Origin of the sequence: Arthrobacter sp. RCC_34, assembly GCF_041360795.1 — a bacterium.
Lineage (GTDB): Bacteria > Actinomycetota > Actinomycetes > Actinomycetales > Micrococcaceae > Arthrobacter_E.
This window is the reverse complement of sequence record NZ_JBFUPW010000001.1, coordinates 268,590-294,147: the sequence shown is the minus strand read 5'-3', so window position 1 is coordinate 294,147 and position 25,558 is coordinate 268,590. Positions and strand designations below refer to the sequence as shown.

Below are 25,558 nucleotides of genomic sequence, written 5' to 3'. Positions count from 1 at the left end.
CTCGCATCACGATTCGGCCGAAAACCTGGTCCGGGCGACCGGTAAGGCCTACTCTGAACCCATGGGGACATCACGAGCGCTTCCGCTGTTCACCGGCGCAGCCATCGCTGCTCTGGCGCTGACCACTTCGGCCTGCGCGCCTCCCGGTCCAGAAGCGGTCGGCGGCGCCCCACTGCAGAGTCTCCGGCTGGCCACCACCGGCGTGGAACAGCTCAGCGGCATGGAGGCCAGTCTCACCACCACGCTCGAGCTCAACGATGACGGGTGCGTCGTTAGCAGAGACGGGAACCAGGACACTGTGCTCGCCTGGCCTGCCGGGTATTCCGTGCAGCGGAAGAATGGTTCCTTCATCGTGAAGGACGCCAGCGGCCGGGAGGTCGCGTCGTCGGGAACCCGGGTGTCTCTCGGTGGCGGAGGAACCTCCCCGGACGGCCACTGGGACACTCACGGATGTTCCGGCCAGGCCTACTGGGCGGTCGGAGCCATCACCGTCGTTCAGTGACCCCGCCCCGCTAACCGCCCGACCCAGATCCGCGAGAGAACAGTTCTCGCCCTCAAACCCAGGGCGGGAGGGCACGAACTGTTCTCTCGTGTGCAGGAAGGGCCACCGCGCACTTCTGTTCGGGTGGTTGCCGGAAGATGTACAGACAAGTCACCGTGGGTTCACCGGGGCCTTCTAGCGTGGGAGGTCCCAACCCCTCACGGAAGGCATTCGCATGACGTCGCTACCTCCCGCTTCCCCGGACGGCAACCCGAACCCCGAGTCCACGGGCCTCTCCCGCCGCGGCTTCCTCGGCGCCACCGCTGCGGCCACCGCGCTGGCCGCGGCGGGCTCCCTGCTCCCGCCGTCGGTGCAGGCCGCCATGGCCCGTCCCGTCCGACCGGGCGGCCTCCAGTCCATCAAACACGTGGTGATCCTGATGCAGGAGAACCGCTCCTTCGACCACTACTTCGGCTCGCTGCGCGGTGTGCGCGGCTACGGCGACCGGTCGACCACCCGCCTGCCCAACGGCAAGAGCATGTATGAACAAGCCCGCCCCACGGGCGAGACGGTCCTGCCGTTCTCGCTCCGCAAGGCCGCGGAGCTCGCCGGCCGGCCGGATTCGGACATCCAGTACCTCGGCGCTCTGGACCACTCGTTCGCCGGCACCACCAAGGCGTGGAACAACGGCTGGTGCGACCAGTGGATCCCCGCGAAGGGCCCGTCCACCATGACGTTCTACGAGCGCGCGGACATCCCGCTGCAGTACGAGCTCGCGGACACCTTCACGATCTGCGACGCGTACCACTGCTCCGTGAACGGCTCCACCAACCCCAACCGCACCTACCTCTGGAGCGGCACCACGGGCTTCGAACCCGGCTCCACGCAGCGCGCCGTCACCAACGCGGCGTACGACTACGCCCACGGCGGCTACGACTGGACCACCTACCCGGAGCGCCTCGAGAAGGCCGGGGTCTCCTGGCGGATCTACCAGGACTGGGACAACTTCACGGACAACGCCGTCGAGTACTTCCAGACCTTCAAGAAGATCGGGCGCACCGTGCTCGCGGCCGTGGACGGGAACTTCCGCACCACCGAGGAGTTCTACGACTCCCTGCACGGCAAGACCCCCGCCGACCAGGACCGTCTGCTGGCACAGCTCGACGCCGGGCGCGCCCGCCTGGGCAAGGCCGACCAGGCCCTGTTCGACAAGGCCATGCACCGCGGCCGCCCGGACACGCTGCTGGAACGCTTCTCAGCGGACATCACCGGCCGCACGCTCCCGAAGGTCAGCTGGCTGGTCCCCTCCGCCGCCGACTCGGAGCACCCCAGCTCCTCAACGCCCGTGGGCAGCGCGAACTTCGTCTACCGGATGCTGGACATCGTCGCCAGCGACCCGGAGACCTGGGACAGCACCGCGATCTTCCTGAACTTCGACGAGAACGACGGCTACTTCGACCACGTCCCGCCGCCCGTCCAGCCCCGCCCGGCCTCGGGCGAGTCCACCGACTGGACCACGGCGCGCCCCATCGGCCTGGGCCCGCGCGTGCCCATGACCGTGGTCTCCCCCTGGACCATCGGCGGGCACGTCAGTTCCGAGGTCTTCGACCACACCTCCGTGCTGCGCTTCCTCGAACAGTGGACCGGGGTGCAGGAACCGAACATCTCGGCCTGGCGGCGCGAGGTCTGCGGCGACCTCACCGGCGTCTTCGAATTCACGGCGGGCGGCACCCCGCCGCAGCTGGATCACCCGGCGCCCGTGCCCGCCGCCGTGGGCCGCTGGCACCCGGTTCCCCCGGTCGCGCAGGTGGCCCCGATTCAGGAACGCGGCACCCGGCCGGCGCGGCCGCTCCCCTACCGGCCGCGCGTCGCCGCCTCGCTGCACGACGACGGCGTCGAGCTGTCGCTGCGCAACACCGGCACCCGCTCCACGCACTTCACCGTGTACGGCTACGCGGGCGAGGTCACCGAGCCGCGGCACGTGGATGTGAAGTCCGCGGAGACCATCCGCCTCCCCGCGCCGAACGGCCGGGTCGACCTGATCGTCACCGGCCCGAACCGTTTCCAGTACGAGCTGAAGGGCACGACGGCGGGCGCCGCGGCCGGCGTCGACGTCTCCGTGGATCGCCGCACGGGCGACTCGCTGCACCTGGAGCTGCGGAACAACGGGACGGCCGCGGTGACCCTGCGCCTGACCTCGCTGCAGTACCGGGACCGGAGCGCCACGGTGCGCCTGAAGCCGGGGGCGCGCAAGCCGCTCGGCTGGGAGACGAAGAACGGCTGGTACGACGTCGAGATCACGGCCGAGCAGGACCCGACGTTCCGCCGTCGTCTGACCGGCTGTGAGGAGAACGGGCGGCCCGGCATCTCCGGCTAGTCCTCCCCCTCACGAAACGCCGGGTGAGCGCCGCATCCCCCTTCGGGGGTGCGGCGCGCGGCCGGCGTTTCGCTGCCTGGGGCAGGGGCGTCCGTGCCGGGGGCGGAGGTACTATTTCCCGGTCGATCCCGAGTAGTAAGCGCTCCCGGGGCTCAGCTGGGGGATGAGATCTGAGACGGTGACCAAGGTGTATCCCTGGCTCTTGAGCTGATCGATGATGCCGGGGAGGGCCTTGGCTGTTGAGGGATGAATGTCGTGCATGAGGACGATGGCGCCACGATGGGCGCCTTCGATCGCTCGACGGGTCGTTATGGCGGCGTCACGGTTCTTCCAATCCTCCGTGTCGACGTCCCAGAGGATGAAGGGGAAGCCCTCATGAGGGGTCGACTGGTCGAAAGCCCCGTACGGTGGCCGAACCGCCATCGGCCGCCGGCCGGTGAGGCGCTGAATGACGTCCGCTTGAGAACGGACCTCCCGCTTGACCTCATTCGGCGAGAGGAGGGTGAATTGCGGATGCGACCAGCTGTGATCGCCGAGATCCATTCCGAGGGCAGCCATCCGTCGCACGATGTCGGGCTGCGACTGCGCCGCAGGGCCGAGCATAAAGAACGTGGCCTTGGCATTCTTCGCTTCGAGGGTGTCGAGGATCTGCGGCGTGTACGGGCCGGGGCCGTCGTCAAAGGTCAGGGCCATGCACTTGGCCACGGCGCAGTTCGTGCGGCTAGACGCCCTGGGAGCCGGTGTGGCGGACGCAGATGGCGTCGAACGGTTCTCGCGTCCCTGGGCCAGGACCGCGGCCCGGACCTTGTCCCCGAGAGGCGACAGGTGCTTCTCGGGAACCGTGAATTGCAGGACTCCCTGCGACATCGACGCCAGTTCGCCCGGCCTGACCCGGATCTGAACTTGCCCGGCATCGGTGAAACTCACGTCCTGAAAGACCTGGTCCGAAGGATCCGCAGGCGGGATGCCGGGATCCGGGGTTTCGCGGGTGAACTTCTGAGCGGCCTCCCGCATCATCGTGGCGAGCGCCGGACGATCCTCGCTCCGCAGCAGGTCCTTCGAAGTCCACGGGTTCGCCGGGCCTCCGTAGAGGGCGACGCTCTCCGTCGCACTGTCGGCTGCCGTGGTCTCCGCTGTCAGGCGGACTCCGACGATCCCCTCGTGGTTCAGCGTCGCTGACCAGTAGGCGCTCAGGTTCGCACGCTCGGCTCCGCGCATCGAGGTCACGTACGACTTCTTCCACGCATCCATTTGCTCCCGGATCTTCCGTGTCAGACCGTCATGTCCGGGCACTGCGGGCCATTGAACCAGGTAGCGAGGCAGGTCCCAGGAAGACTCCGCGTGCAGGTCGGCCGGCGTCAGGCGCAGGAGCTCTGCACTCCTCGCCGACTCGGCGTCAGAGCTTTCGACGCTCGTATTCACTGCCTGCACGGCGAGTTCCTGGGTGGCGGCCGATGAGGGCGCAGGCTGTGCCGGATCTGCGGAGCAGCCGGCGACTGCCAGGAGGGTGCACAGGGCTAAAATCAGGGGGCGGATCGGTCGACGGAGTGGCACAACGATTCCTTCGGCCCGCGCGGGGTGCGGACACAGTCGGTAGAGGGTGAGGCGTTTTCGGGCCCGGTGCGAGTCAGTTTAAAGCAGACTTCCCAACGCCACCTGAACGCGCCATGACGTCGAATCACCTGCGCAGCGTCCCGCGGCTCAGGCCTGGTTCAAGCCCACCGCCCAACACCTGCTGGACCGGGTCGGGTTCTACGTCGACCTCCTGCGCCGCTACGACGTCGCCTGCGAGCTGTTCCACTCGGACGATCCGGGCCGGGTCGTCTACGAGGATGACGTCCAGATCGTCGTCGTGCCGGAGAGGGCGGTTTCCCCGGAGCCGCCGTCTGAGGCGGCCGCACTCTCACCGCGGTGAGGTTCTCTGCTGACAGCAGAGAACCGCCCGCCCGGCGAACCGCCGTCCTACGATGAAGCATGGCCGAGAATCCCTTCCGCGGACAGCATTCCGAAGCCCCCGCCGTCGTCGCTCGCATTGCGCCGGTGAGCCCCCTGAGGCGGGAGCCGCTGTGGCGGCACCTTCTCGGCGGGTCACTGCGCCGGCGACGCAACGAGCGTGGCGAGACCTTGGAAACGGTCGCCGCGCGGGCCGGCGTCTCAACGCAGTACCTGTCCGAGATCGAGCGTGGCCGTAAGGAGCCGTCGAGCGAGATCATCGCCGTCGTGGCCCGCGCCCTGGACGTGACCCTGGTGGATCTCACCCTTGACGTGGCGCAGGCCCTCACGGTCGAGCGTCCCGCGGTGGAGCAGAGCGCGGCCAGCGCGACGTGCTTCGCGCTGGCCGCTTGAACCTCGCACCCGGCGCGGCCCTCAGCGGCTCGTGATCACGAGGTCCAGGAGGCCGTAGTCGCGCGCCGCCTGAGCGGTGAACGTCCGATCCCGATCGGTGTCCCGGCGAAGGGTCTCGACACTCTGGCCCGTATGAAGTGCGAGCGCCTCCTCGATGTCCGACCGGATGCGGATCACCTCGTCGGCCTGCAAGATGAGGTCAGGAATCGTTCCGCGTCCCTGTGCCGCGGGCTGGTGGAGCACGATGCGGGAGTGCGGAAGCGCTGCTCTCTTGCCGGCCGCCCCGGCGGCGAGAAGCACCGCTCCCACCGCGACGGCCTGCCCGACGCACGTGGTCGCCACGTCCGGCTTGATGAACGTCATGGTGTCGTAGATCGCGAGCATGGCGCTCGGATCGCCGCCCTCGCAGTTGATGTAAAGCTGGATGTCGTGCTCCGGGTTCTGCGCCTCGAGATACAGGAGCTGCGCGATGAGCGCGTTGGCGACACCGGCGTCGATCCCGGTGCCGAGGTAGACCACCCGTTCGGTGAGCAGGTGCGAATAGACATCCATGATGCGTTCACCGCGCGGATGCTGCGCGATGACGTTGGGGATCGTGTAGCTGCTCATCGGACGGCCCCTCCCGTGGCATGGGCGAAGCCTGCGGCGACGCGCGACGACGGCCGGAAGTCCTCGAAGGAGCCCACCACGGTGTCGACGAAGCCGTAAGCCCTGGCCTCCTCCGCCGTGTACCAGTGGTCGTGCAGGGAGTCCTCGTGGATTTGCTCCACCGACTGGCCGGTGTCCTGGGCGATCAGTCCGAGGACCGTGTCGCGCATGTGGCGAAGATCGTCGGCCTGCAGGGCGATGTCGACCGCGGTCCCACCGATGCCCGCCGAGCCCTGATGCATCAGGATGCGCGCGTGTGGGAGGGCTTTCCTTTTGCCCTTGGCACCGGAGGAGAGCAGGAACTGCCCCGCGCTGCAGGCGATGCCGAGGGCGAGGGTGGAGACGTCGTTCGGGATGGTACGCATGATGTCCCGGATGGCCAGCATCGCGGGAACCGAGCCGCCCGGGGAATGGATCCAGAGGGCGATGTCCGCCGACGGGTCCTCGGCGGCCAGCAGCATCAGCTGGGTGGCGAGGACGGTGCCGTTGTCGTCGTCAAGGACGCCGTCCAGGACCAGGACTCGGCGCTCGAAGAACTCGCGCCGCATGGATTCGGAGAAGAGGGATTGTTTCGGAGCATCAGTCATGAAGCCATCGTCACCCTGGGCGCCCCGGTCGTGGGCCGTTCTCTGCCACGGGCAGAGCAGCCAACAGCAGAGAAGACCTCTGTTACCTGACAGTCTGGCTGACGGCGAGCACGCCACCCTGAGGGTCCGCGATCAGAGCGTTCCGGAAGCCCGGCGCATCCATCGGAGGCATGAGCACGGACCCGCCGAGCTCGACGACACGGCGCGCGATGTCGTCGGCGTCGGCGGCCTGCACATTGATCGCCCAATGGGTCGGCACGCCCGAGGCGGCGGGGGTTTGGGTGGCCACGGCGACCACGTCGTCGGGAAGGGTCGGATCGGAGGCCTTGCGGGTGCTGCCGTCCAGGCGCCAGAGGACGAGCGCCGACCCGGGCACCGGCTCCATCCGCCACCCGAAGACCGCGGCGTAGAACCTCTGTGCCGCCTCGACGTCGGGGGTGTGCAGTGCGCTCATCTGCCAGGCATCAGGCACATCGACGGCTTCGCTCATGGTCGGGGCGTTGCCTTCGCGTGCTCCGAAGGCCGCGCCTGCCGGGTCCGTGAAGAGCGCCGTGCGCTCACCCTCCCGGATCTCCAGGGGTCCGGCGAGAACTGTGCCACCGGCTTCCTGGACGGCGTCGACCGTCGCGTCCAGATCGGCCACCAGGACGTACATCACCCAGGCGCCCCGGTCGAGGATCGGCGGTGCCTGCGCGACGCCGGCCACGCGCCTCCCGTCGAGACGCGCGACGCGGGAGCCGACCGGCCCCACCTCATCGAACGTCCAGCCGAACAGCTCACCGTAGAAGGACGTCGCGGTTTCCGGGTCGGGCTGAAGCGTCTCGACCCAGCAGGGTGATCCTGCAGTGAAAGAGGTGGTCATTCCGTGGACTCCTCATCTGTTGGACATCGTCGTTCCAGACCTTGGCAAAGGCCGTTCTGCTGCTCACCGACACTTGGAATCCCGCTGGGCGGCCTCCTTGTTGCAGTCACTCGCGTGCCGGCGTCGCGGTCATGACCAGCCTAGACTCCAGGCGGTTCGGCGCGCAGGCCGGCCGGTCCGCCCCACAATCTGCGAGGATGTGCTCTGTGAGCATCAGTGCCGCGCACGCGAGCGCGTTCTACCGGGAGGTCATCGAGCATCAAGAGGTGTGGACTGTTCGTGATCAGAACGGATTCCCAGCCCCTGAAGGCTCCGACGGTCACCGAACCATGCCATTCTGGTCGCTGCTCAGCCGTGCGGAACGCGTCATCACGTCGATCCCCGCGTACCGCGACTTTGAGGTGGTTTCGCTGCCGCTGGAGCGGTGGACGGAGGATTGGCTCCCCGGCCTTGACCGCGATGGAATCCTCGTCGGGCTCAACTGGTCAGGGCCCCGTGCGACTGGATTCGATGTGCCCGCTCAGGTGGTGGCGGACACTCTGGAAACGCTGGAAACTCTGGGAACGGAAACGAACTGACGTTGACGGTTCGGGGTGACAGACTCATTCCGTGAACGCGATCGCAACCCTTCGCCTGCTCGCCGTCAGCGAAGCACTCAACGTGCCCGTCGGGGCGGACGTGCTGATCGCCGCCGGCGTGCAAGCCCTGCTCGACGGCGTGGACTCGCCGTCGCTCTCCCTGCTGGCTGGTCTTTCGCGGCGGGAGGAAGGCGAGGCTCAGGAGCTGTTCCACGACGTCGTCGCCGAGTTGGCGCTTACCCCGACAGAGCCACTCGATTTCTCAGCCGAGCGGTGGAATCTGGTCCGATGGTGGTGCGAGCAGATCACGGACGGGACGCTGGAGCCAGAGGTTGCCGGGCGAAAAATCTGGTTCCACGGCTGGATGGAACTCGGCTTCCCTGAGGTCCTTCAACCGATGCTCCTCGCCGTGAACGAGTGGGAGGACTGGAACCCTTCCTGGAACTTTGGCCGCGACCATTACCAGACGCGGATCACAGACGAAGCGGTGTTGCTCCTGAGAGGCTCCTGGCCGCCGTAGGACTAATCGCGATTCACGTGGTGACCATCTGTTCATCGTGCAGCTGGCGAGGAACGATCGTCGCCCGTCTGTTCCGATGAGAGACGCGATCTGCCATCCACTTCTGAAGGGACTTGGGCTGTCGCGGGAAGGTGGCGGCGACTGCCCAAATGGCGAGAACAGACTTTTGGAGACGAAGAACAACGGTTCCAAATGCCTCGGACAACACCTTTAGGAACACTGACCCAGATGGAACCGCATTGGCGTGGACTGGACCAGGAACGGTAGACCAGCGCGGCGCGATCGCTCGAAGCGTGCGGCGGGTGTCAGTCCTTCCCCAGCCCCAACGCCGTCTGAATAGTCGGCCAGGCTGAAGCGCCCAGGCGTTCGGCTGCCAAGGGGCTCCCACCGATTCTGTACGGCCGCGCTGAGTGGGTCGCGAGTTCCCCGGGAAAGACCACCTGATGGCCGGCAGTTTCGTCGCTAATCAGCGCAGTCTTCAGGCCATGATGGCTTCTCACATCCGCCATGTTCCGCGCGTACTCGAGACTCGGCCAGACCTGGTCATCTCCTCCAGCGATCAGAACCAGATCCCCTGTGAATCGCTCGACGGGTATTCGAGCCGACTCGACGATCCGAGCAGAGGCGATCTGTCTGCTCTGTCGGTAATACGGAGCGAAGGCAGGCGGGTCCTCAAGGGCGCTCCACGTCCGGTCGAATGGTACGAACGGAACAGGTTCATCCCGCCACGTCCACTTGCTCGTCGAGCTATCGACGGCACTCGATCGTGCCCCTTCCCAGACGACATCCGTAGGCGACACCGCGATCACCGCGGTCACTCTCGAATCCCGGGTCGCCGTCAGGAGAGCGGCTTCCGCACCATAGGAAAGCCCCAGTATCGCCACTTGATCGCATTCTTTCGCTAGGAGATCGAGCGCTTCGACGAACGTTTCCAGACGTATCTCGCGAGGCGCAGCGGGCTGGTGGGTGCCTCCAAACCATCGAATCGCCAGAGCAGTCGCCCCGGAAGCGGCAAGAACATCTGCGCGTCCAGCATCGATCCGGCCACTTGACCCGGCCAGCACGAGAACGCCGGTCGGCCCGCCCACCACGGGCCGAGCCCAATGAAGGTCTTCTCTCTCGAAGCTCATCAAACCGCCAATCCGTTACTTCCGGCAACCAGGTTACTTTCGGGTGCCCTTCCGGCCTCAACCCTGATTGCTGAGGTCAGCCGACACCGCCGAGGCTCGTACCGCTCATCGGTGACTGGCACAGGCCGCCGACCTCTGTCAGCGGCCTCAGCTTGAACATCAGGATCCCGGCGAGGTACTTATTGGCCCACGCATGTTTCTCGGGGAAGTCCCGCTTTTGCTCATCAGAGAGCGAAGGCTCCTCAGCTGCCTCGATCCACAGCCCCGCCTGCGCGATCGTGTTGAGCAGATTCGAGATCGTATACCGCTGTTTGGTCATGGAGATGTCGCGGTTCCACCCACTGGCATACGTGAACTCGCCAGAAGCGAAGTACTCATCGCCAACGAGAGTGTCATTCACCTCAGCTCGCTCCAGAGCATAACGAAGAGGCTGGGTCCGGGTGAGAAGGATGAAGCCATCGTCATTCAACACGGCCCGGGCGCGCCTCAGTATCCCAACGGGATCCTTCGCATATCCGAACGACTGCAGGAACAGGATACGGTCAAACTTCCGGCCCTCAACCTCGTGCAGTGAGTCGAAACTATTGAAGTCCGCGGAGACAAGTTCGAGTGAGTCCAAGTGTTCGGTGACAAACTCACCACTGATATCAATGCCGACGCATTGCGCCGCACCTGCCTGTGCCAGTGAAGCGAGTTTTCCACCATTTCCACAACCGAGATCGAGGATACTCAACCCGCTCACATCCCCCAGCATGGCCCGCTGGGCTGGCCACTCGACCAAGCTGTCCAGGGAATCCGCTCGCGACCGAGCTGCTTCATAGTCGGACGCAAGCGACTGCCACGGGCGGCCCGCCTCTCCCCTGTGTCCAGGCAGCGGATGGGATGCGGAGAGCGACTTCTCTGGCGTCGTCATGCGATCCATCTTGCCATCAGCGAAGTCACGAACTTTACGGACACTAAATAACCCACCGAACTTGGCTCAGGGCATCGCACAGATACTTTGCCGGGAAGCCTTAGCCGTGGTTTAACACTCAGCCCCGTGCTCCGCGTGAATCCTGGACGTGAACTGCTCAAAGACCACGGAAGCGACATGCTCCGGGGTCACATCGTCAGTATCAATGATGAGACCGTGAGGGCCCTCCGCCTGAAGGTATTCGGAGAGTGCCTGATGGCGCTCGAGGTGCCAGTTCAGCGCTTCATTCCGAGTACTCGGATATCTGCCTCGGAGTCTCTCGGTGGCCACTTGGGGTGATGCCGTCAGATGCGCCACGAACAGCTTGACTCCGAGGCACTCCTCGTACCGTTTCTGATCGCGAACGGTTTCGATGATCCCCGCAATGATCGGCGTCCTGGGACCGCTGCGCTGATAGTTGTTCCACACGGCTCGTACGTTCTCCGCCTCGACCCGAACGTTTCCCGGGTCGTCCGGAGCCACCGGCCACGAACGGTGGAACCAATCGACGTCGAATAGAGCAAAAGGCAGCTCTGCCTCCGCGAAACGGTCTCCGACGTGGTCAAGCACCGAGGTCTTGCCCACCCCGTAGGAGCCGTTGAGAAAGATTCCAGACCTGCCCGCCGTCATCCCGCAACGATACCAACGGCCGGTTCAGTACCCTCCAACCCCTCCCCAACGCGAAACGCCGGCCGAGCACCATCCCGGAGGGGATCAGCATGCTCGACCGGCGCTTCTGGTCAGAGTCTCAGAGCTGGCTGAAAGCCTGTTCCAGGTCCGCCAGGAGATCCTCGATGTCCTCAATGCCGCAGGAGAGGCGCAGCAGGTTGTCCGGGACGGCCAGCTCGGTGCCCTTGACCGAGGCGTGGGTCATCTCGGCCGGGTAGTTCATGAGGGACTCGATGCCGCCCAGGGACTCCGCCAGCGTGAACACCCGGGTGGACTCGGCCACCTTACGAGCCGCCTCGGCGCCGCCCTTGAACTGCACGGACACCATGCCACCGAAACCGCGCATCTGCTTCGCGGCGAGCTCGTGACCGGGGTGATCCGGCAGGCCCGGGTACAGCACGGCCTCCACCTCGGGACGGGTGAGCAGCCATTCGGCCACGGCCTGGCCGTTCTCGCAGTGCCGGTCCATGCGCACGCCCAGCGTCTTCAAGCCGCGGGTGGTGAGGAACGCGTCCATCGGGCCCGAGACACCACCGGCGGCGAACTGCAGGAACTGCACCTTCTGAGCCAGTTCCTCGTCGTTGAGCACCACGGCGCCACCCACCACATCGGAGTGGCCGCCGATGTACTTGGTGGTGGAGTGGATGACGATGTCAGCACCCAGTGCGAGCGGGTTCTGCAGGTACGGCGAGGCGAAGGTGTTGTCCACCACCAGAAGGGCACCGGCGTCATGGGCGATGTCTGCGAGCGCCGCGATGTCGCTGATGCGCATCATGGGGTTCGAGGGGGTCTCCACCCAGAGCAGGCGGGTCTGGTTGTCGCGCACGGCCTGGGCGGCGGCTTCCAGATCCGCCAGGTTCACGGCGGTGTTCCCGATGCCCCAGTCCCCGTGGATGCGGGAGATCAGGCGGTACGTGCCACCGTAGGCGTCGTTGCCGAGCACGATGTGGTCCCCCGGACGGCAGAGGGCCCGGATGAGGGCGTCCTCCGCGGCCAGCCCGGAGCCGAAGGAGTAGGCGTACTTCCCGCCTTCGACGGCAGCCAGCTGCTCCTGGAGTGCGTCACGGGTGGGGTTGCCGCCGCGGCCGTATTCGTAGCCGTCACGCAGGCCGCCGATCCCGTCCTGGGCATAGGTGGAGGAGAAGTGCAGGGGCGGAACCACGGCGCCGGTCCGGGGTTCGAAGGCCTGGCCCGCGTGGACTGCGGTGGTGTTGAAGCCCGCGGTGCGGTCAGCTGCGTGGGACATGGGTTTTCCCTTCCATGAGGCGTTTGCCGGTGGGCACTAGTTGCTGAGGTAGGCGAGGAGATCGTGACGGGTCACGATGCCCACGGGGGCTCCGACGAAGGTCACCATGATGGTGTCCGACTCGGAGAGCAGGGCACGGGCCGCGGAGATGGACTCGAGCGAACCGATCACGGGCAGTTTCTCCCCCATGTGATCGGCGATCTTGTCCGTCATCTTGGCTTCGCCGCGGAAGAGCTTGCTGGTCAGGGTCCGCTCATCCACGGAGCCCAGGACCTCGCCCATCACCACGGGCGGTTCGGCGGAGAGTACCGGGATGTGGTCCACGCCGTATTCGTTCATGATGTTGATGACGTCACGGACGGATTCGTTGGGGTGGATGTGGACCAGGTCCGGCATGGAACCCTTCTTGGACTCCAGGATCGCACCCACGGTGTCCTCTTCCGCACCCGGCAGGAAGCCGTAGGAGCGCATCCACTGGTCGTTGAAGATCTTGGCGAGGTAGCCACGTCCGGAGTCCGGGAGGATCACCACCACCACGGCCTCCTTCGGGAGATCCTTCGCCGCACGCAGGGCGGCGACCACCGCCATGCCGCTGGAACCGCCCACCAGGAGACCCTCTTCACGGGCGAGCCTGCGGGTCATGGCGAAGGAGTCGGCGTCGGAGACGGCGATGACCTCATCCGGCACGGACTTGTCATAGTTGCCGGGCCACATGTCCTCGCCCACGCCCTCGACGAAGTAAGGACGTCCCGTGCCACCGGAGTAGACCGAGCCCTCGGGGTCCGCGCCGATGACCTTGACCCGTCCACCCTCGGCCTCGGGACGGTCCGCGGAGACCTCCTTGAGGTACCGGCCCGTGCCGGTGATGGTGCCTCCGGTGCCCGCGCCGATCACCACATGCGTGATCCTGCCGTCGGTGTCCTGCCAGATTTCGGGACCGGTGGACTCGTAGTGGCTGCCGGGGGCGGCAGGGTTGGAGAACTGGTCCGGCTTGTAGGCGCCGGGGATCTCACGGACCAGGCGGTCCGACACCCCGTAGTAGCTCTGCGGGCTGTCCGGTGCCACGGAGGTGGGGGTCACCACGACTTCCGCGCCATAGGCCTCCAGGACGGCGCGCTTGTCCTCGCCCACCTTGTCCGGGACCACGAAGATGCACTTGTAGCCCTTCTGCTGGGCCACGAGAGCCAGGCCCACACCGGTGTTCCCGCTGGTGGGCTCCACGATGGTGCCGCCGGGCTGGAGCTTCCCGCTCGCCTCCGCCTCCGCGACCATCTTGGCCGCGATACGGTCCTTGATGGAACCGCCAGGGTTGAGGTATTCGAGCTTGACCAGGACGGTGGCTTCGATGCCCTCCGTCACGTGGTTGAGCTTGATGAGGGGCGTGTTGCCGATCAGGTCCAGGACGGACTCCGCGTACTTCATGGCATCAACTCTATCCGCTGACACTGACGGCGAGGCGGCGGTGGGAGGGATGTGGAAATCCAAGGTCACGCGGGCCTGTGGAGAGTTCAGGCCCGCGCCTCACGTGTCGCCCGGTAGACGTGTTCGGAGAACCGGTTGAGGTCGCCTTCACATCCGGCGAGCCGTTCCACCGCCTGCTGCGCTTCGGGCAGCGCGAGGACATCCCGTTTCTTCAGGTCCCGGAACCAGCGGCGCAGCCGGTCCAGGCTCTGTTCCTCCTCCTCGAGTTCGGCGAAGGTGAATTTCTCCTTGGCGATCTCCCGGTCGATCTCCTCGGCGAATTTTCCGCAATCCGCCAGGAACTCACCCCATTCGTCGACCCGGGCCGCACGGAAGGCGGCCTCGAGGACGGCCCGGGAGGCGCTGTCCCGCGGGCCGGCGTCGAACGTCGCGAGCGTCCCGCCGCCGTCGTCCGCGAGCTGTGCAGCCTTCTCCAGCGCCGAGCGGAAAGGTTCGGTAGCAGGCAGCGCCCAGGTGCTCTGCGAGATGAGGACGGCTCCGGCGCGGCGCAGTTCCCGCCACACGGCGACCCGGTGCCGCGACGGCTCGGCCGGAACCTGAACGACCGCAAGAACCCACTCGATCTCTGCACCCATGCAGTGGACCGTAACACCTGGCAGACTCCCGGCGCACACAACCGGCACCAAAGCGTTTGTAACGCCTGTTACATTAAACGATGTGACGGTATCCCAGCAGGCGACGCGGCCCCTCATCCCCCTCTATCTGGCGGGCTTCACCTCCGCCTTCGGGGCGCATGGGGTGGCCTCGGTCCTCGGCGCGGAATCCGCCGATCTGGGCCTGAGCCTCCTGGGGCTCGGAGCGGTCCTGGCGCTCTACGATCTGGCGGAGGTCATCCTCAAGCCGGTCTTCGGCGCCCTCAGCGACAGGATCGGGGCGAAACCGGTGATCATCGGCGGCCTGGCCGCTTTCGCCGCAGCCTCCCTGCTGGCACTGCTCAGCGCTTCACCCGCCATGCTGGCCGTCGCCCGGCTGGGACAGGGCGCGGCAGCCTCGGCATTCTCCCCGGCGTCGTCGGCAGCGGTCGCGCGAATGGCCGGCAAGGAGCGGCTCGGGCGGTACTTCGGCCGTTACGGAGCCTGGAAGAGCCTGGGCTACGCGCTGGGCCCACTGATCGGCATCGCCCTCACCGGATGGTTCGGGATCCAGGCTCTCTACCTGGCGCTCGCGCTCTTCGCCCTGGCCGCGACCGTCTGGGCGATCCGGGAGCTTCCGGCCCTTCCCCCGGCGCCCCGGCAGCGCTACACCCTCTCGGACCTGGTGCGCCAGACGACGGCCCGCGGTTTCCTGCTGCCCACCCTGCTGATGGCCACGACCACCGCCATCCTGGGCGTCGCGGTGGGCTTCCTGCCCCTGCTGGCGGTCCGCCTTCAGCTCCACCCCCTGACCGGCGCCGCCGCGGTGGCCCTGCTCGCTCTGACCTCGACCGCCGCGCAACCGGTCATCGGACGCCTGCACGACGAAGGGCGGCTCCGGACTTCGACCGGCAGCGCCGTCGGCATGACCCTGGCCGCCGGCGGCCTCCTTCTTCTCGCCCTCTGGCCGAACGCCGTCACACTCTTCGCCGCGACCCTGGTGTTCGGCGCCATGGCGGGCACGTTGACGCCACTGGCCTTCGCGCACCTCGCGGCGACGACGCCCGAGGAGCGGATGGGCCGGACGATGGGCAGCGCGGAAATGGGACGCGAACTCGGCGACGCCGGCGGGCCTCTCCTCGTCGGCGCGCTCGCCACCGTCTGGACCCTGCCGGCCGCGCTCCTCACGCTGGCGGGCCTCAGCGCAGTCGCCGGCGCGGCAGGCTGGAGCGGCCTCCGGCGCGACGACGACGGCGACCCGCCGGGCCGCTGATCGCCCCGCCGAGCGCCACCACCCTTCGCCGGCCACCTGACCAGCGACGACGTCACCACCCGCGCCGGAAGGGTCCCCGAAACCCGCCGAAAAGCGCCCCGAACACTCCCACCCGGGGCTTCGCCGGCCCCTCCGGAAAGGGCCTCGAAGTATCCACAGGCAGCCCTTCGCCCGATTGACTTAATCGAACATACTTTCGAATAATGGAGGCATGCCACTCCCGCTCAGCTCCGTCTCCACCGCCTCCGCGGAGGACGGTCTGCGCGCGCTCCAGGAACGCATCCACGTGATGCAGGGCAGGGGCAACAGGGAGGGCTCTCACCCTGTGATTCCGGGGTTTCGAGGGCTTTTCCCCTACGGGTTGAAGGGCGGTGCGGCGTATTCGCTCGAGACCCCTCTTTCGGTGGCCATGGCCCTGCTCGCCGGGCCGTCCGCGAACGGCCAGTGGTGCGGCGCGGCGGGCATCCCCGACTTCGGCTCCGAGGCCGCCGCGGGCTTCGGCGTCGCGCTCGAACGGTTCGTGCTCGTCCCTGACACCGGGCCGGAGTGGGTCTCCGTCATCTCGACCCTTGCGGACGTCCTCCCCGTGCTGTTGGTGCGGCCTCCCGGCAAGGTCGCCCCCGGGGAGGCCGCGCGCCTTGCCTCACGTCTGCGCGAACGCGGCGGAACGCTCCTGGTTCTCGGCCCCTGGCCGCAGAGCGAGGGACTGCTCCGGGTGCGCGGCTCGCGCTGGGAAGGACTCGGGGACGGCCATGGGCATCTGCGGCGGCACCGGGTGGAGCTGGAGCTCCAGCACCGCGGGCGCACCCGGACCGCATCCCTGGATCTCGCGTCATTGGATTCCTCCGGAAACCTGGACGGCGCCGGAACGTGGCAGGGCACCGGAGGACAGTCAGCGTCCCGGGCTCCGCGCACGTCGACGGCTCGCCGCCCTGCGCTCGTGCAGGTCAGCCCATGAACGGGGGAATGCCGGGCCCAGGGACGCCCGCCGGCATCCCCCGGGCTCTCATCGTCTGGTTTCCCGACTGGCCACTCGTCGCGGCCCAGCTGGCCGAGGAGCTCCCCGAACGTGTCCCTGCGGCGCTCCTCGAAAAGGGTCTCGTCGCGGTCTGTTCATCCGAGGCCAGAGCAGCCGGCGTGGTCCGGGGAATCCGGGTCCGCGAAGCGCAGTCCCGCTGCCCCGAGCTCGTGACGCTGCATGCCGACCCCGACCGGGACTCCCGGGAATTCGAACCCGTCGTCACGGCCCTCGAGGCCGTGCTCCCGGGGGTGCAGATCCTCCGGCCCGGTCTGTGCGTCATCCGCGCCCGGGGCGCCGTCCGCTACTACGGGAGCGAGGAGGCCGCCGTCGGCGCGGCTCTTGAAGCCGCTGCGCAGCTGGGACTCGAGGCGAGGGCCGGGATCGCCGATTCGGTCTTCGCTGCCGAACAGGCCGCGCGGAGCACCACGGAGCTCTCGCCACTGTTCATCGTGCAGGAAGGAGACTCCCCTGGTTTCCTCGCCGGGATTCCGGTCACAGTCCTGGGTGAGCCCCGGCTCGTCTCCCTGCTGATCCGTCTCGGCATCCAGACCTTGGGCAGCCTTGCGGCCCTGTCGCCGTCGGACGTCCGTTCCCGGTTCGGCTCCGCGGGGTTCCTGGCCCACGCCTGCGCCTGCGGGCGGGATCCACGAAAGATCGTGCCACGGATCCCTCCCCCTCCGCAGGACCGGACCATCACTTTCGAACCCGGCCTGGACCGGGTGGATCAGATCGCTTTCGCCGTGCGGCCGACCGCGGAGGAATTCGTGGAACGGCTGCGCCGGCAAGGGCTCGCCTGCACCACCCTGCGGGTGAGCATCACGGACGACGCCGGGCACCGCTCGGAACGCAGCTGGGGACACCCGCACCACTTCAGCGCGGGCGATGTGGTGGACCGCGTCCGCTGGCAGCTCCAGTCGTCCGGCGCTCCGGCCCCGGCACGCCGGAAGACCACCTCGGCGAACACTGCCACTCCGGGAGCCCGGTGGAGGATGACGGGCGAAGCCCTCGGCGCCCCCATCGTCCAGATCAGGGTCATCCCGGACGCCGTGGACCTGCTGGGCCGCCGCGGACAGGCCCTGTTCGGCGGGGTGGACGAACGTCTCGACCATGGCCTCCGGCGTCTCCAGACGATGCTCGGCCATGGATCCGTGCTGCACCCCGTGCCGGGAGGCGGCCGTCTCCTGGCGGAACGCAGCCTGCTGGTGCCCTGGGGCGAGGAAGCCCCGTCCGGCACGGCAGCACGCGCGGGACGGCCCTGGCCCGGCGCCGTCCCGGATCCTTTGCCTGCCACAGTGTTCCCCGAACCCCTGCCGGTCCGCTTGCTGGACGAGCACTCGGGCACCCTGCAGGTCGGGGAACGAGGGGATCTGGCCGCGCCTCCGGCTTGGTTCTCCCCCGGTCCCCGTGCCCTGCGCCGGGCCGTCGTGGGGTGGGCCGGGCCCTGGCTGCTGCGGCAGCGCTGGTGGGATGCGGAGGAGAAACGCCAGGCCGAGCGCTTTCAGATCCTCGACAGTGAGAACGAGGCCTGGCTTCTGCTCGGCGAAAGCGGCGAGTGGTGGGCGGAAGCCCGGTACGACTGACAGCAGGAGCAGGCGGGGCAGCCACTCTGAACAGCGGAAAGGAGAAGACGGTGGGCTGGAACAACCCCTCCATGCCATGGCAACAGCTCCATGACATCCTCGACGGCACCGAGGTCCAGCGTGCCGGGAAACGGAAGGCCAAGCGCACCGACGCCGGGCGGGCTCCGATCGAGCGCGACGGCGGGGACAGCCCCGCGTGGTCCCACAAACGCGGCCCGTACATCCCTCTCCCTCAGCTGCTCGCCGCAGCCACGGAGACCCCCGACGTGGACTCCGCCGCGGGCGCCGCCTCACCCCTCAACGGCTCACCCTTCAGCGACTCATCTCTCAGCGCAGACCTGCAACCCTCCAGCGAAGGCGAGGGCACGACGGCGGAGCAGGGCCACGCGAGGAGCGGACGCCACCAGCGCGCGGCCCGGACCCTGTCCACCGTCCCCTACGCCGAACTCCATGTGCATTCCCACTACAGCTTTCTGGACGGCGCTTCCTCTCCGGAGGAGCTCGTCGAGGAAGCCGTGAAGCTGGGCCTGCACGCCCTGGCCATCACGGACCACGACGGCTTCTACGGAGTGGTGCGGCTGGCCGAGGCCGCCGAGGCCTACGGGCTCAGGACCGTCTTCGGCGCGGAGCTGTCCCTCGGTCTGAGCGCCCCGCAGAACGGAGTGGCCGATCCCGAGGGAGAGCATCTCCTGGTGCTGGCGCGGGGCGAAGAGGGATATCACCGCCTCTCCGGCGCCATCACTCAGGCTCAGCTGGCCGGCGGCGCGGAGAAGGGCCGCCCCGTGTTCGACCTCGACGACCTCGCCGTGCGGCTGCGCGGACACGCCGTGGTGCTCACGGGCTGCCGGAAAGGGGCCGTCCGACGGGCCCTCACAGGAGCCGGCGCGGACGCCGGGTTCCGCAGCCCGGAAGCCGCCGCCGAACACGCCGTGCGCCGCCTCGTCGAGCGTTTCGGGCCGGAGGGGGTCGCCGTCGAACTCTTCGATCACGGCAATCCTCTCGACAGCGCCCACAACGACGCTCTCGCCGCGATCGCCGGCCGGCTGGGCCTGCCCTGCGTCGCCACCAACGCCGCGCATTTCGCGGAGCCGTCACGCCACCCGTTGGCCACGGCTCTCGCCGCGGTGCGGGCACGCCGGAGCCTCGATGAGATGGACGGCTGGCTCCCCGCGAGCGACGGGGCGCACCTGAGAAGCGGGGAGGAGATGGCACGGCGCTTCGCGCGGTATCCGCGCGCGGTGGAGAACACGGTCCTGCTGGCTGATCAGCTGTCCTTCTCCCTCCGATCGGCCCGCCCGAAACTGCCGCAACAAGACGTTCCCGCGGGCCATACGCCCATGTCGTATCTGCGCGAGCTGGTGGACCAGGGCATCACGGACCGGTATGGCACTCCCGGGCCGGGGTGGCGTGGACCCGCCCCTGTGGAGGAGGTGCGGGCGCGGGTCGAGCAGGAGCTGGCCGTGATCGAGAAGAAGGACTTCCCGGGCTATTTCCTGATCGTCCATGAGATCACCCAATTCGCGAAGAGCCGGGGGATCCTCTGCCAAGGCCGAGGATCCGCTGCGAATTCCGCCGCCTGCTACTTCCTCGGCATCACGGCCGTGGACAGCATCAAGTACCGCCTGCCATTCGAGCGTTTCCTTTCGAGCCTGCGGGAAGAGGAACCGGACATCGACGTCGACTTCGACTCGGACCGGCGCGAAGAGGTCATTCAGCACGTCTACGCCACCTACGGACGGGCCAATGCGGCACAGGTGGCGAACGTCATCAGCTACCGGCCGAAGAACGCCGTGCGGGATGTGGCGAAGGCCTTCGGCTACAGCCAGGGCCAGCAGGACGCCTGGTCCAAGCAACTGAACCGCTGGGATGCCCTCTCGGAGGCCCGGGAATCCGCGGATCCGGCCGCGGCAGGAGGAGATGAGGCAGGGGTCAAGGCCACGGAAGGCCAGGCAAAACCGTCCCGATCGTCACGGCCGCCCGGGTCCCCGTCCTCCTCGGAGAGACCATCGGACGACGCCGTCATCCCGGAACCCGTCCTCGCCCTCGCGGAGCAGCTGCTCGGCTATCCCCGGCACCTCGGGATCCATTCGGGCGGCATGGTCCTGACCGAACGGCCCGTGGGGGAAGTGGTGCCGATCGAGCACGCGCGGATGGAGAACCGCACGGTCCTGCAATGGGACAAGGACGATTGCGAGTGGATGGGCCTCGTCAAGTTCGACCTCCTGGGCCTCGGGATGCTCGCGGCGCTCCAGTACTGCTTCGACCTGGTGGAGGAGAACTTCGGCGAGCGCTGGACCCTGGCCGATCTGCCGAAGGAGGAGCCTGCCGTCTACGACATGCTCTGCCGGGCCGACTCCGTGGGGGTGTTCCAGGTGGAGTCCCGGGCGCAGATGAGCACCCTCCCCCGGCTGCGTCCACGGGAGTTCTACGACCTGGTGGTGGAGATCGCGCTCATCCGGCCCGGCCCCATCCAGGGCGGCGCCGTCCACCCCTACATCCGGCGCCGCTCCGGAGAAGAGGAGGAAAGCTACCCGCACCCTCTCCTCGAACCGGTCCTCAAACGGACCCTCGGTGTGCCCTTGTTCCAGGAGCAGCTCATGCAGATGGCCATGGCGATCGGAGGGTGCAGTGCCGAGGACGCCGATCTCCTGCGCCGGGCCATGGGCTCCAAACGCGGAATTGAGAAGATCGACAGCCTGAAGCAGAAGCTCTTCGCCGGAATGGCGGAGAACGGGCTGAGCTCCGAGGAGGCCCAGACCATCTATTTGCAGATCAAGGCGTTCGCCAACTTCGGTTTCGCGGAATCGCACTCTCTGAGCTTCGCACTGCTCGTCTACGCCAGTTCCTGGCTCAAGCTGCACTACCCCGGGGCGTTCCTGGCGGCCCTCCTGCGGGCCCAGCCCATGGGCTTCTACTCGCCGCAGACGCTGGTGGCCGATGCCCGTCGCCATGGGGTGCGGGTACTGAGGCCGGACATCCTGCGCTCCCGGGCGGAAGCCTGTCTGGAACCCGACGACGGCGAGCCGGAGGACGGCGAAGAACTCACCGACGCCGGGCACGACACAGCCGGACGCGATACCGCAGATCGCGCTGTGGGCCGGCACACCGCCGCCGGACGCCCCGCAACCGCCCACCGGCAAGGCACAGGGTTCCAGGCCGGCACCGGGTTTCAGTCCGGCCCAGAGTTCCAGCAAGACAGCGCCCTCCAGGACAGTGCGGGACCTACGCGTCCCACCCGGAGACCTTTCACCCCACCCGGCGGGCTCGATTCCTGTCTGAACGATTTCCAGCCCAAGCCCGGTCCTTTCGATCCGGAGGCCCCGGACGAGGGCGCGTCACACCGACGCGACGGTTCCCATGCCGTGCGGCTCGGGATCGCCGCCGTCACGGGTATCGGGAAGGACCTTGCCGAACGCATCGTGACCGAACGTGAAGAGAACGGCCCCTTCCTCAGCCTGACGGATCTCTCCCGGCGCACCGGTCTCACGGCGGAGCAACTGGAGGCCCTCGCCTCGGCCGGAGCCTTCGAATCCCTGGGACTCAGCCGGCGGGAGGCCCTCTGGCAGGCAGGCGCGGCCGCGCTCGAACGGCCGGGCCAGCTTCCCGGCACCCAGCCGTACATCCAGCCGCCCCTCCTGCCCGAACTGGGTGACGAGGAGGCCGTGGCATATGAGCTGTGGGCCACCGGCATCGCCACGGATGACCACCCGGTCCGGCATGCCCGAGGTCCTCTCGATGCGCGTGGAGTCCTGCGGATCACGGCTCTGCGCAGCGCAGAGGACGGCACCAGGGTCGAGGTCGCGGGGCTCGTGACCCATCGCCAGCGGCCGCAGACCGCGCAGGGCATCACCTTCATGAATCTCGAGGACGAGACCGGGATCCTCAACGTGGTGTGCAGCGTCGGGGTGTGGACCCGCTATCGCCGGGTCGCGCAGACCGCCAAGGCCATGGTGGTGCGAGGCCTGATGGAGCGCAGCAAGGAGGGCGTCATCAATCTGGTGGCCGATCGGCTGGAAGCCCTCCCCCTGCGCGCCAAGACCTCCTCGCGGGACTTCCGGTGAGCGCGCACCCGGCGGCGATGAAAGGAACCACCATGAAACGACCCGGCGAAAGGAAGCGTCCAGTGTCCCGTGACATGATGCTGCAGTGACCTCCGTGCTTCCCGTCTCCCGTGCCTCCGGCGCCGTGGAAGCCGTTGCGCGCCCGGTCCCGGTCGCCGCGTCGCCCGACGCGGAAGGCGTCTGGGAGGCGCCGGGACACTACTCGCTCGCGGCCACCTGCTTCCCCTTGCAACGCGGCGACGGCGACCTCACCTTCGCCCCCCACCCGGGTGGACTCTGGATGGCATTCCGCACCCCGGAGGGCACCGTCTCACTCCTGCTCACCCATCACCGGGACGAATTGCGGGCACGGGCCTGGGGCGACGGCGCGGCGCACGCCATCGCCTCCGCGCCGGCTCTCCTCGGCCTCACCGACGACTGGACCAGCTTCGACGCAGCCCCCTTCCACACCTCCCTGCCTCCTCTGGTCCAAGAGGCACGACGCCGGAACCCCGGCCTGCGGGCACCTGCCACGGGGCGGGTGGTCGAGTCGCTCGTGCCCACGATTCTCGAGCAGAAAGTCACCACACTCGAGGCCCGCCGAGGCTACCGCTATCTGGTGCGCCGGTTCGGCTCACCGGCGCCGGGCTCCGGCCGGGTGGCTCCCGCCGGGCTGATGGTGGCGCCGTCGTCCGCTCAATGGCTGCGCGTGCCGTCCTGGGAGTGGCACCGCGCCGGGGTCGGCCCCCAGCGGTCGGCGACGGTCCTGCGAGCGCTGCGCTCGGCGTCGGGCCTCGAACGGCTGGCGGAGAAGAGCGCCACCGAAGCCGCCGCGGGACTCCAGAGCATCCCGGGCATCGGGGTGTGGACCGCAGCCGAGGTCACCCAGCGCACGCACGCCGACCCTGATTCCATCTCCGTGGGCGATTTTCACCTGGCCAAGTTCGTGGGCTTCGCGCTGACCGGCGAACGGACCGACGATGCCGGGATGCTGCGTCTCCTCGCACCCTGGGAAGGCCAGCGGCAACGGATCGTCCGGATGCTCTACGCTGCCGGCGTCCGGGCGCCGCGTTTCGGACCGAAGATGACGATCCAGGATCACCGAGGCCACTGAGGCCTCGAAGCCGGACGCCCTCAGGCCCGCCGCTCGGTCAGGTGGACCGTCACCTCGTCGCCCGTGGTCTTGCCGCTCCGTCGCCGCAGCGCCGCACTGATCGGGAGCTTGTGGGTGCCGTCGCCGAGGGCCATGAAGGAGCTTTCGAACGGCTCCCCGTCGACGGTTCCCGTGACCCTGACCAGCCCACGGGTTCCGAAGAACTCCGCCGAACCGTCCATCTGCACATAGGTCCAGCCGCCTTTGGCGGGACTCGTCACGAGCGTGGCGGTGAACGTCACGTCCAGTGGTCCCGGCTGTGTCGCGTCGGCCATTCGGGTTCCTCTCCTCGCTGAAAGCCTGCCCACCCGCCACGCTACGCCTCCCGAGGAGTGGAGTCAGCCCCCGGCGGCGACCCGTTCGCGGTCCAGTAGCCGGACGATTCCCGCCACGGCGTCCCGGCCCGCACGGTTGGCTCCGACAGTGGACTGCGAAGGTCCGAAACCGATCAGGTGCACCCGTGGTTCGGCCAGCACATGAGTGCCCCGGACCTCGATTCCACCCCGTTCATTGCGCAGCTCGAGCGGCTCCAGATGCCCCAGGGCCGGCCGGAACCCGGTGGCCCAGAGAATCACGTCCACCCCCGTGAAAGAGCCGTCCGCTTCCCGCACCCCATAGGGCTCGATGGCCGTGAACATCGGCCGTCGTTCCAGCGCTCCGCGAGCTTTAGCCGCCCGAGCGTAAGGCGTCCAGGCGAGCTGCGTGTAGGAGACGATGCTGCCGGTCGGGTTGCCGGCCTCGGCATCGGCGGTGACCTTCTCAATGGTCTCGCGCCCCTCGACTTCCGGGCTGAATCCCGCCTCGCGGAACACCGGTTCGCGCCGGGTGTACCAACGGACCGTGGCGACCCGCGAGATCTCCTCCAGCTGCTGCACGGCCGAGATCCCGCCGCCCACCACGGCCACCCGGTGCCCTGCGAATTCATCGAGGGAGACGTAGTCCTTCGTGTGGAGCTGTCGGCCCAGGAACGTCTCCCGCCCCGGATAGTCAGGCAGCACGGGGTTGGTCCAGGTGCCGCTGGCGTTGATCACCGCACGGGCGATCCACCGTCCGGCGCTCGTGTCGACCAGGATCTCACCGTCCGGATCGTCATCGGCCCGGGACACGGAAAGCACCGTGACCGGCCGGAGGATCGGGAGATGCTCGGCCTCTTCGAACGCGGTGAAGTACTCCGGGACGGCGGTCCGGCTGGGTGTGCCCGGATCGACCGCGGGCTGACGGAGCCCGGGCAGGTCGAAGATGTTGTTGACGGTCGCCATGGTGAGCGACGCCCAGCGGTGCTGCCACGCGCCGCCCGGCCGCTCCTCGGCGTCGAGCATCACGAAGCCGCGCTCCGCGTCCGGCTCCGCGAGCGCGCTGACGAAGCCGCTGCGCCGCAGGTGGTGACCAGCGGAGAGACCGGCCTGCCCCGCCCCGATGACGACGACGGCGGCGCGCCGGACGCCGTCTCCCGCTGCGGCGCCGCTCACTTCCGTCCGCCCTGGTCGAGGCCGAGGTTCCGGCGCAGGGCGCGGCTCACCCGGTCGACGTCCACGAGCTCCTCGGGCGTGAAGGCTTCGAGGAACAGCTCATGCACCGCTTTCAGATGGGGGACGGAGGCCGCCCGGAAGGTCTCGAGGCCCTGGTCCGTGGCCCGCACGTCGATGCCCCGCGCCTCATCGGTGCAGGTGTTCCTGCTGATGAGCTCACGTTTCTCCATCCGGCCCAGATGGTGCGACAGCCGGCTGCGCTCCCAGCCGACCAGCTCCGCGAGTTCAGAGGAGCGCAGGGTGTTCCGCTCCGCCTCGCTCAGCGCCAGGAGCACCTGATAGTCCCCCGCGGACAGGGCGGTTTCGCTCAAAAAGCGCGCCGCGAGCCGTGCCTGCAGGGCCTCAGCGGTCTCCAGATAGTTCCGCCAGATGCGCAGTTCCTCCCGCGTGGGCAGGCGATCCCTGGCGGATCCGGGGTGGTGCTGTGCGTGGGCCATGATTCCTCCCGAGTTGACACGTCAACTGTAGAAGCGGACTATTGACATGTCAATTCATTTGCCCATCGGAAGGCG

The 25,558-nt window shown here is 68.0% G+C and carries 23 protein-coding genes; 10 read left to right on the top strand and 13 right to left on the bottom strand.

Annotated elements, in window-relative coordinates; translation table 11 throughout:
* The first annotated feature begins 61 nt into the window (after positions 1-61).
* On the top strand, positions 62-502 hold the full coding sequence (locus AB6732_RS01345; protein WP_370957729.1) for a hypothetical protein: 441 nt from the start codon (positions 62-64) through the stop codon (positions 500-502).
* Between the two features lie 214 nt (positions 503-716).
* Positions 717-2,858 carry a phosphocholine-specific phospholipase C gene (locus AB6732_RS01340; protein WP_370957727.1) on the top strand — a complete coding sequence of 714 codons (2,142 nt, stop codon included), beginning with the start codon at positions 717-719 and terminating at the stop codon, positions 2,856-2,858.
* A 111-nt stretch (positions 2,859-2,969) separates the two neighbouring features.
* Here the strand turns inward: AB6732_RS01340 and AB6732_RS01335 are convergent, their stop codons facing one another.
* A complete protein-coding gene (locus tag AB6732_RS01335) occupies positions 2,970-4,289 on the bottom strand; it encodes a polysaccharide deacetylase family protein (RefSeq protein ID WP_370957725.1) in 1,320 nt (439 codons plus the stop codon).
* A gap of 543 nt (positions 4,290-4,832) precedes the next feature.
* Here AB6732_RS01335 and AB6732_RS01330 point away from each other — a divergent pair.
* Complete coding sequence (locus tag AB6732_RS01330; RefSeq protein WP_370957723.1) at positions 4,833-5,204, top strand: helix-turn-helix domain-containing protein; 372 nt, start codon at positions 4,833-4,835, stop codon at positions 5,202-5,204.
* 21 nt (positions 5,205-5,225) lie between these two features.
* On the opposite strand, the gene AB6732_RS01325 is transcribed toward AB6732_RS01330, so the two are convergent.
* The 3 genes from AB6732_RS01325 to AB6732_RS01315 form a co-directional block, all read right to left on the bottom strand.
* Positions 5,226-5,813: a ClpP family protease gene (locus tag AB6732_RS01325; RefSeq protein ID WP_370957721.1), complete on the bottom strand. Its 588-nt coding sequence runs from the start codon at positions 5,811-5,813 to the stop codon at positions 5,226-5,228.
* Positions 5,810-6,439, bottom strand: coding sequence for a ClpP family protease (locus AB6732_RS01320; RefSeq protein WP_370957719.1), 630 nt, complete (start codon positions 6,437-6,439; stop codon positions 5,810-5,812). The genes AB6732_RS01325 and AB6732_RS01320 overlap by 4 nt, the downstream gene beginning before the upstream one ends.
* An 82-nt stretch (positions 6,440-6,521) precedes the next feature.
* Positions 6,522-7,301: a VOC family protein gene (locus tag AB6732_RS01315; protein ID WP_370957717.1), complete on the bottom strand. Its 780-nt coding sequence runs from the start codon at positions 7,299-7,301 to the stop codon at positions 6,522-6,524.
* 206 nt (positions 7,302-7,507) lie between these two features.
* Here AB6732_RS01315 and AB6732_RS01310 point away from each other — a divergent pair, with 206 nt between their 5' ends.
* The gene (locus AB6732_RS01310) at positions 7,508-7,879 is read left to right on the top strand and encodes a DUF2750 domain-containing protein (RefSeq protein ID WP_370957715.1); all 372 of its coding nucleotides are present in this window, start codon (positions 7,508-7,510) and stop codon (positions 7,877-7,879) included.
* Positions 7,880-7,910: 31 nt separating this feature from the next.
* Positions 7,911-8,399, top strand: a complete 489-nt coding sequence (locus AB6732_RS01305) for a hypothetical protein (protein WP_370957713.1) — start codon at positions 7,911-7,913, stop codon at positions 8,397-8,399.
* A gap of 305 nt (positions 8,400-8,704) precedes the next feature.
* On the opposite strand, the gene AB6732_RS01300 is transcribed toward AB6732_RS01305, so the two are convergent.
* From AB6732_RS01300 to AB6732_RS01275, 6 genes are all read right to left on the bottom strand, one after another.
* Entirely contained in the window at positions 8,705-9,529 is an 825-nt protein-coding gene (locus tag AB6732_RS01300; RefSeq protein ID WP_370957712.1) for an acyl-CoA thioester hydrolase/BAAT C-terminal domain-containing protein, read from the bottom strand.
* 76 nt (positions 9,530-9,605) lie between these two features.
* A complete protein-coding gene (locus tag AB6732_RS01295) occupies positions 9,606-10,442 on the bottom strand; it encodes a class I SAM-dependent methyltransferase (RefSeq protein ID WP_370957711.1) in 837 nt (278 codons plus the stop codon).
* A 111-nt stretch (positions 10,443-10,553) separates the two neighbouring features.
* The gene (locus AB6732_RS01290) at positions 10,554-11,111 is read right to left on the bottom strand and encodes a hypothetical protein (protein ID WP_370957710.1); all 558 of its coding nucleotides are present in this window, start codon (positions 11,109-11,111) and stop codon (positions 10,554-10,556) included.
* Between the two features lie 118 nt (positions 11,112-11,229).
* Positions 11,230-12,396 (bottom strand): cystathionine gamma-synthase, encoded by a 1,167-nt coding sequence (locus tag AB6732_RS01285; protein ID WP_370957709.1) that lies wholly within the window; start codon positions 12,394-12,396, stop codon positions 11,230-11,232.
* Between the two features lie 36 nt (positions 12,397-12,432).
* The gene (locus AB6732_RS01280) at positions 12,433-13,818 is read right to left on the bottom strand and encodes a cystathionine beta-synthase (RefSeq protein ID WP_370957708.1); all 1,386 of its coding nucleotides are present in this window, start codon (positions 13,816-13,818) and stop codon (positions 12,433-12,435) included.
* Between the two features lie 86 nt (positions 13,819-13,904).
* Positions 13,905-14,453, bottom strand: a complete 549-nt coding sequence (locus tag AB6732_RS01275) for a Chromate resistance protein ChrB (protein ID WP_370957707.1) — start codon at positions 14,451-14,453, stop codon at positions 13,905-13,907.
* Between the two features lie 82 nt (positions 14,454-14,535).
* Between AB6732_RS01275 and AB6732_RS01270 the strand changes: the two genes are divergently transcribed.
* From AB6732_RS01270 to AB6732_RS01250, 5 genes are all read left to right on the top strand, one after another.
* Positions 14,536-15,723 (top strand): MFS transporter, encoded by a 1,188-nt coding sequence (locus AB6732_RS01270; protein ID WP_370957706.1) that lies wholly within the window; start codon positions 14,536-14,538, stop codon positions 15,721-15,723.
* A 211-nt stretch (positions 15,724-15,934) separates the two neighbouring features.
* A complete protein-coding gene (locus AB6732_RS01265; protein WP_370957705.1) occupies positions 15,935-16,681 on the top strand; it encodes a hypothetical protein in 747 nt (248 codons plus the stop codon).
* Positions 16,678-18,324, top strand: a complete 1,647-nt coding sequence (locus AB6732_RS01260) for a DNA polymerase Y family protein (RefSeq protein ID WP_370957704.1) — start codon at positions 16,678-16,680, stop codon at positions 18,322-18,324. The genes AB6732_RS01265 and AB6732_RS01260 overlap by 4 nt, the downstream gene beginning before the upstream one ends.
* A gap of 71 nt (positions 18,325-18,395) precedes the next feature.
* Positions 18,396-22,385: an error-prone DNA polymerase gene (locus AB6732_RS01255; RefSeq protein WP_370957703.1), complete on the top strand. Its 3,990-nt coding sequence runs from the start codon at positions 18,396-18,398 to the stop codon at positions 22,383-22,385.
* A gap of 85 nt (positions 22,386-22,470) precedes the next feature.
* Positions 22,471-23,478: a DNA-3-methyladenine glycosylase gene (locus AB6732_RS01250; RefSeq protein WP_370957702.1), complete on the top strand. Its 1,008-nt coding sequence runs from the start codon at positions 22,471-22,473 to the stop codon at positions 23,476-23,478.
* Positions 23,479-23,498: 20 nt separating this feature from the next.
* On the opposite strand, the gene AB6732_RS01245 is transcribed toward AB6732_RS01250, so the two are convergent.
* From AB6732_RS01245 to AB6732_RS01235, 3 genes are all read right to left on the bottom strand, one after another.
* Positions 23,499-23,792 carry a DUF1905 domain-containing protein gene (locus AB6732_RS01245; RefSeq protein ID WP_307497862.1) on the bottom strand — a complete coding sequence of 98 codons (294 nt, stop codon included), beginning with the start codon at positions 23,790-23,792 and terminating at the stop codon, positions 23,499-23,501.
* 63 nt (positions 23,793-23,855) lie between these two features.
* On the bottom strand, positions 23,856-24,986 hold the full coding sequence (locus AB6732_RS01240; protein WP_370957701.1) for an NAD(P)-binding domain-containing protein: 1,131 nt from the start codon (positions 24,984-24,986) through the stop codon (positions 23,856-23,858).
* On the bottom strand, positions 24,983-25,483 hold the full coding sequence (locus AB6732_RS01235) for a MarR family winged helix-turn-helix transcriptional regulator (RefSeq protein ID WP_370957700.1): 501 nt from the start codon (positions 25,481-25,483) through the stop codon (positions 24,983-24,985). The genes AB6732_RS01240 and AB6732_RS01235 overlap by 4 nt, the downstream gene beginning before the upstream one ends.
* Positions 25,484-25,558 lie beyond the last annotated feature (75 nt).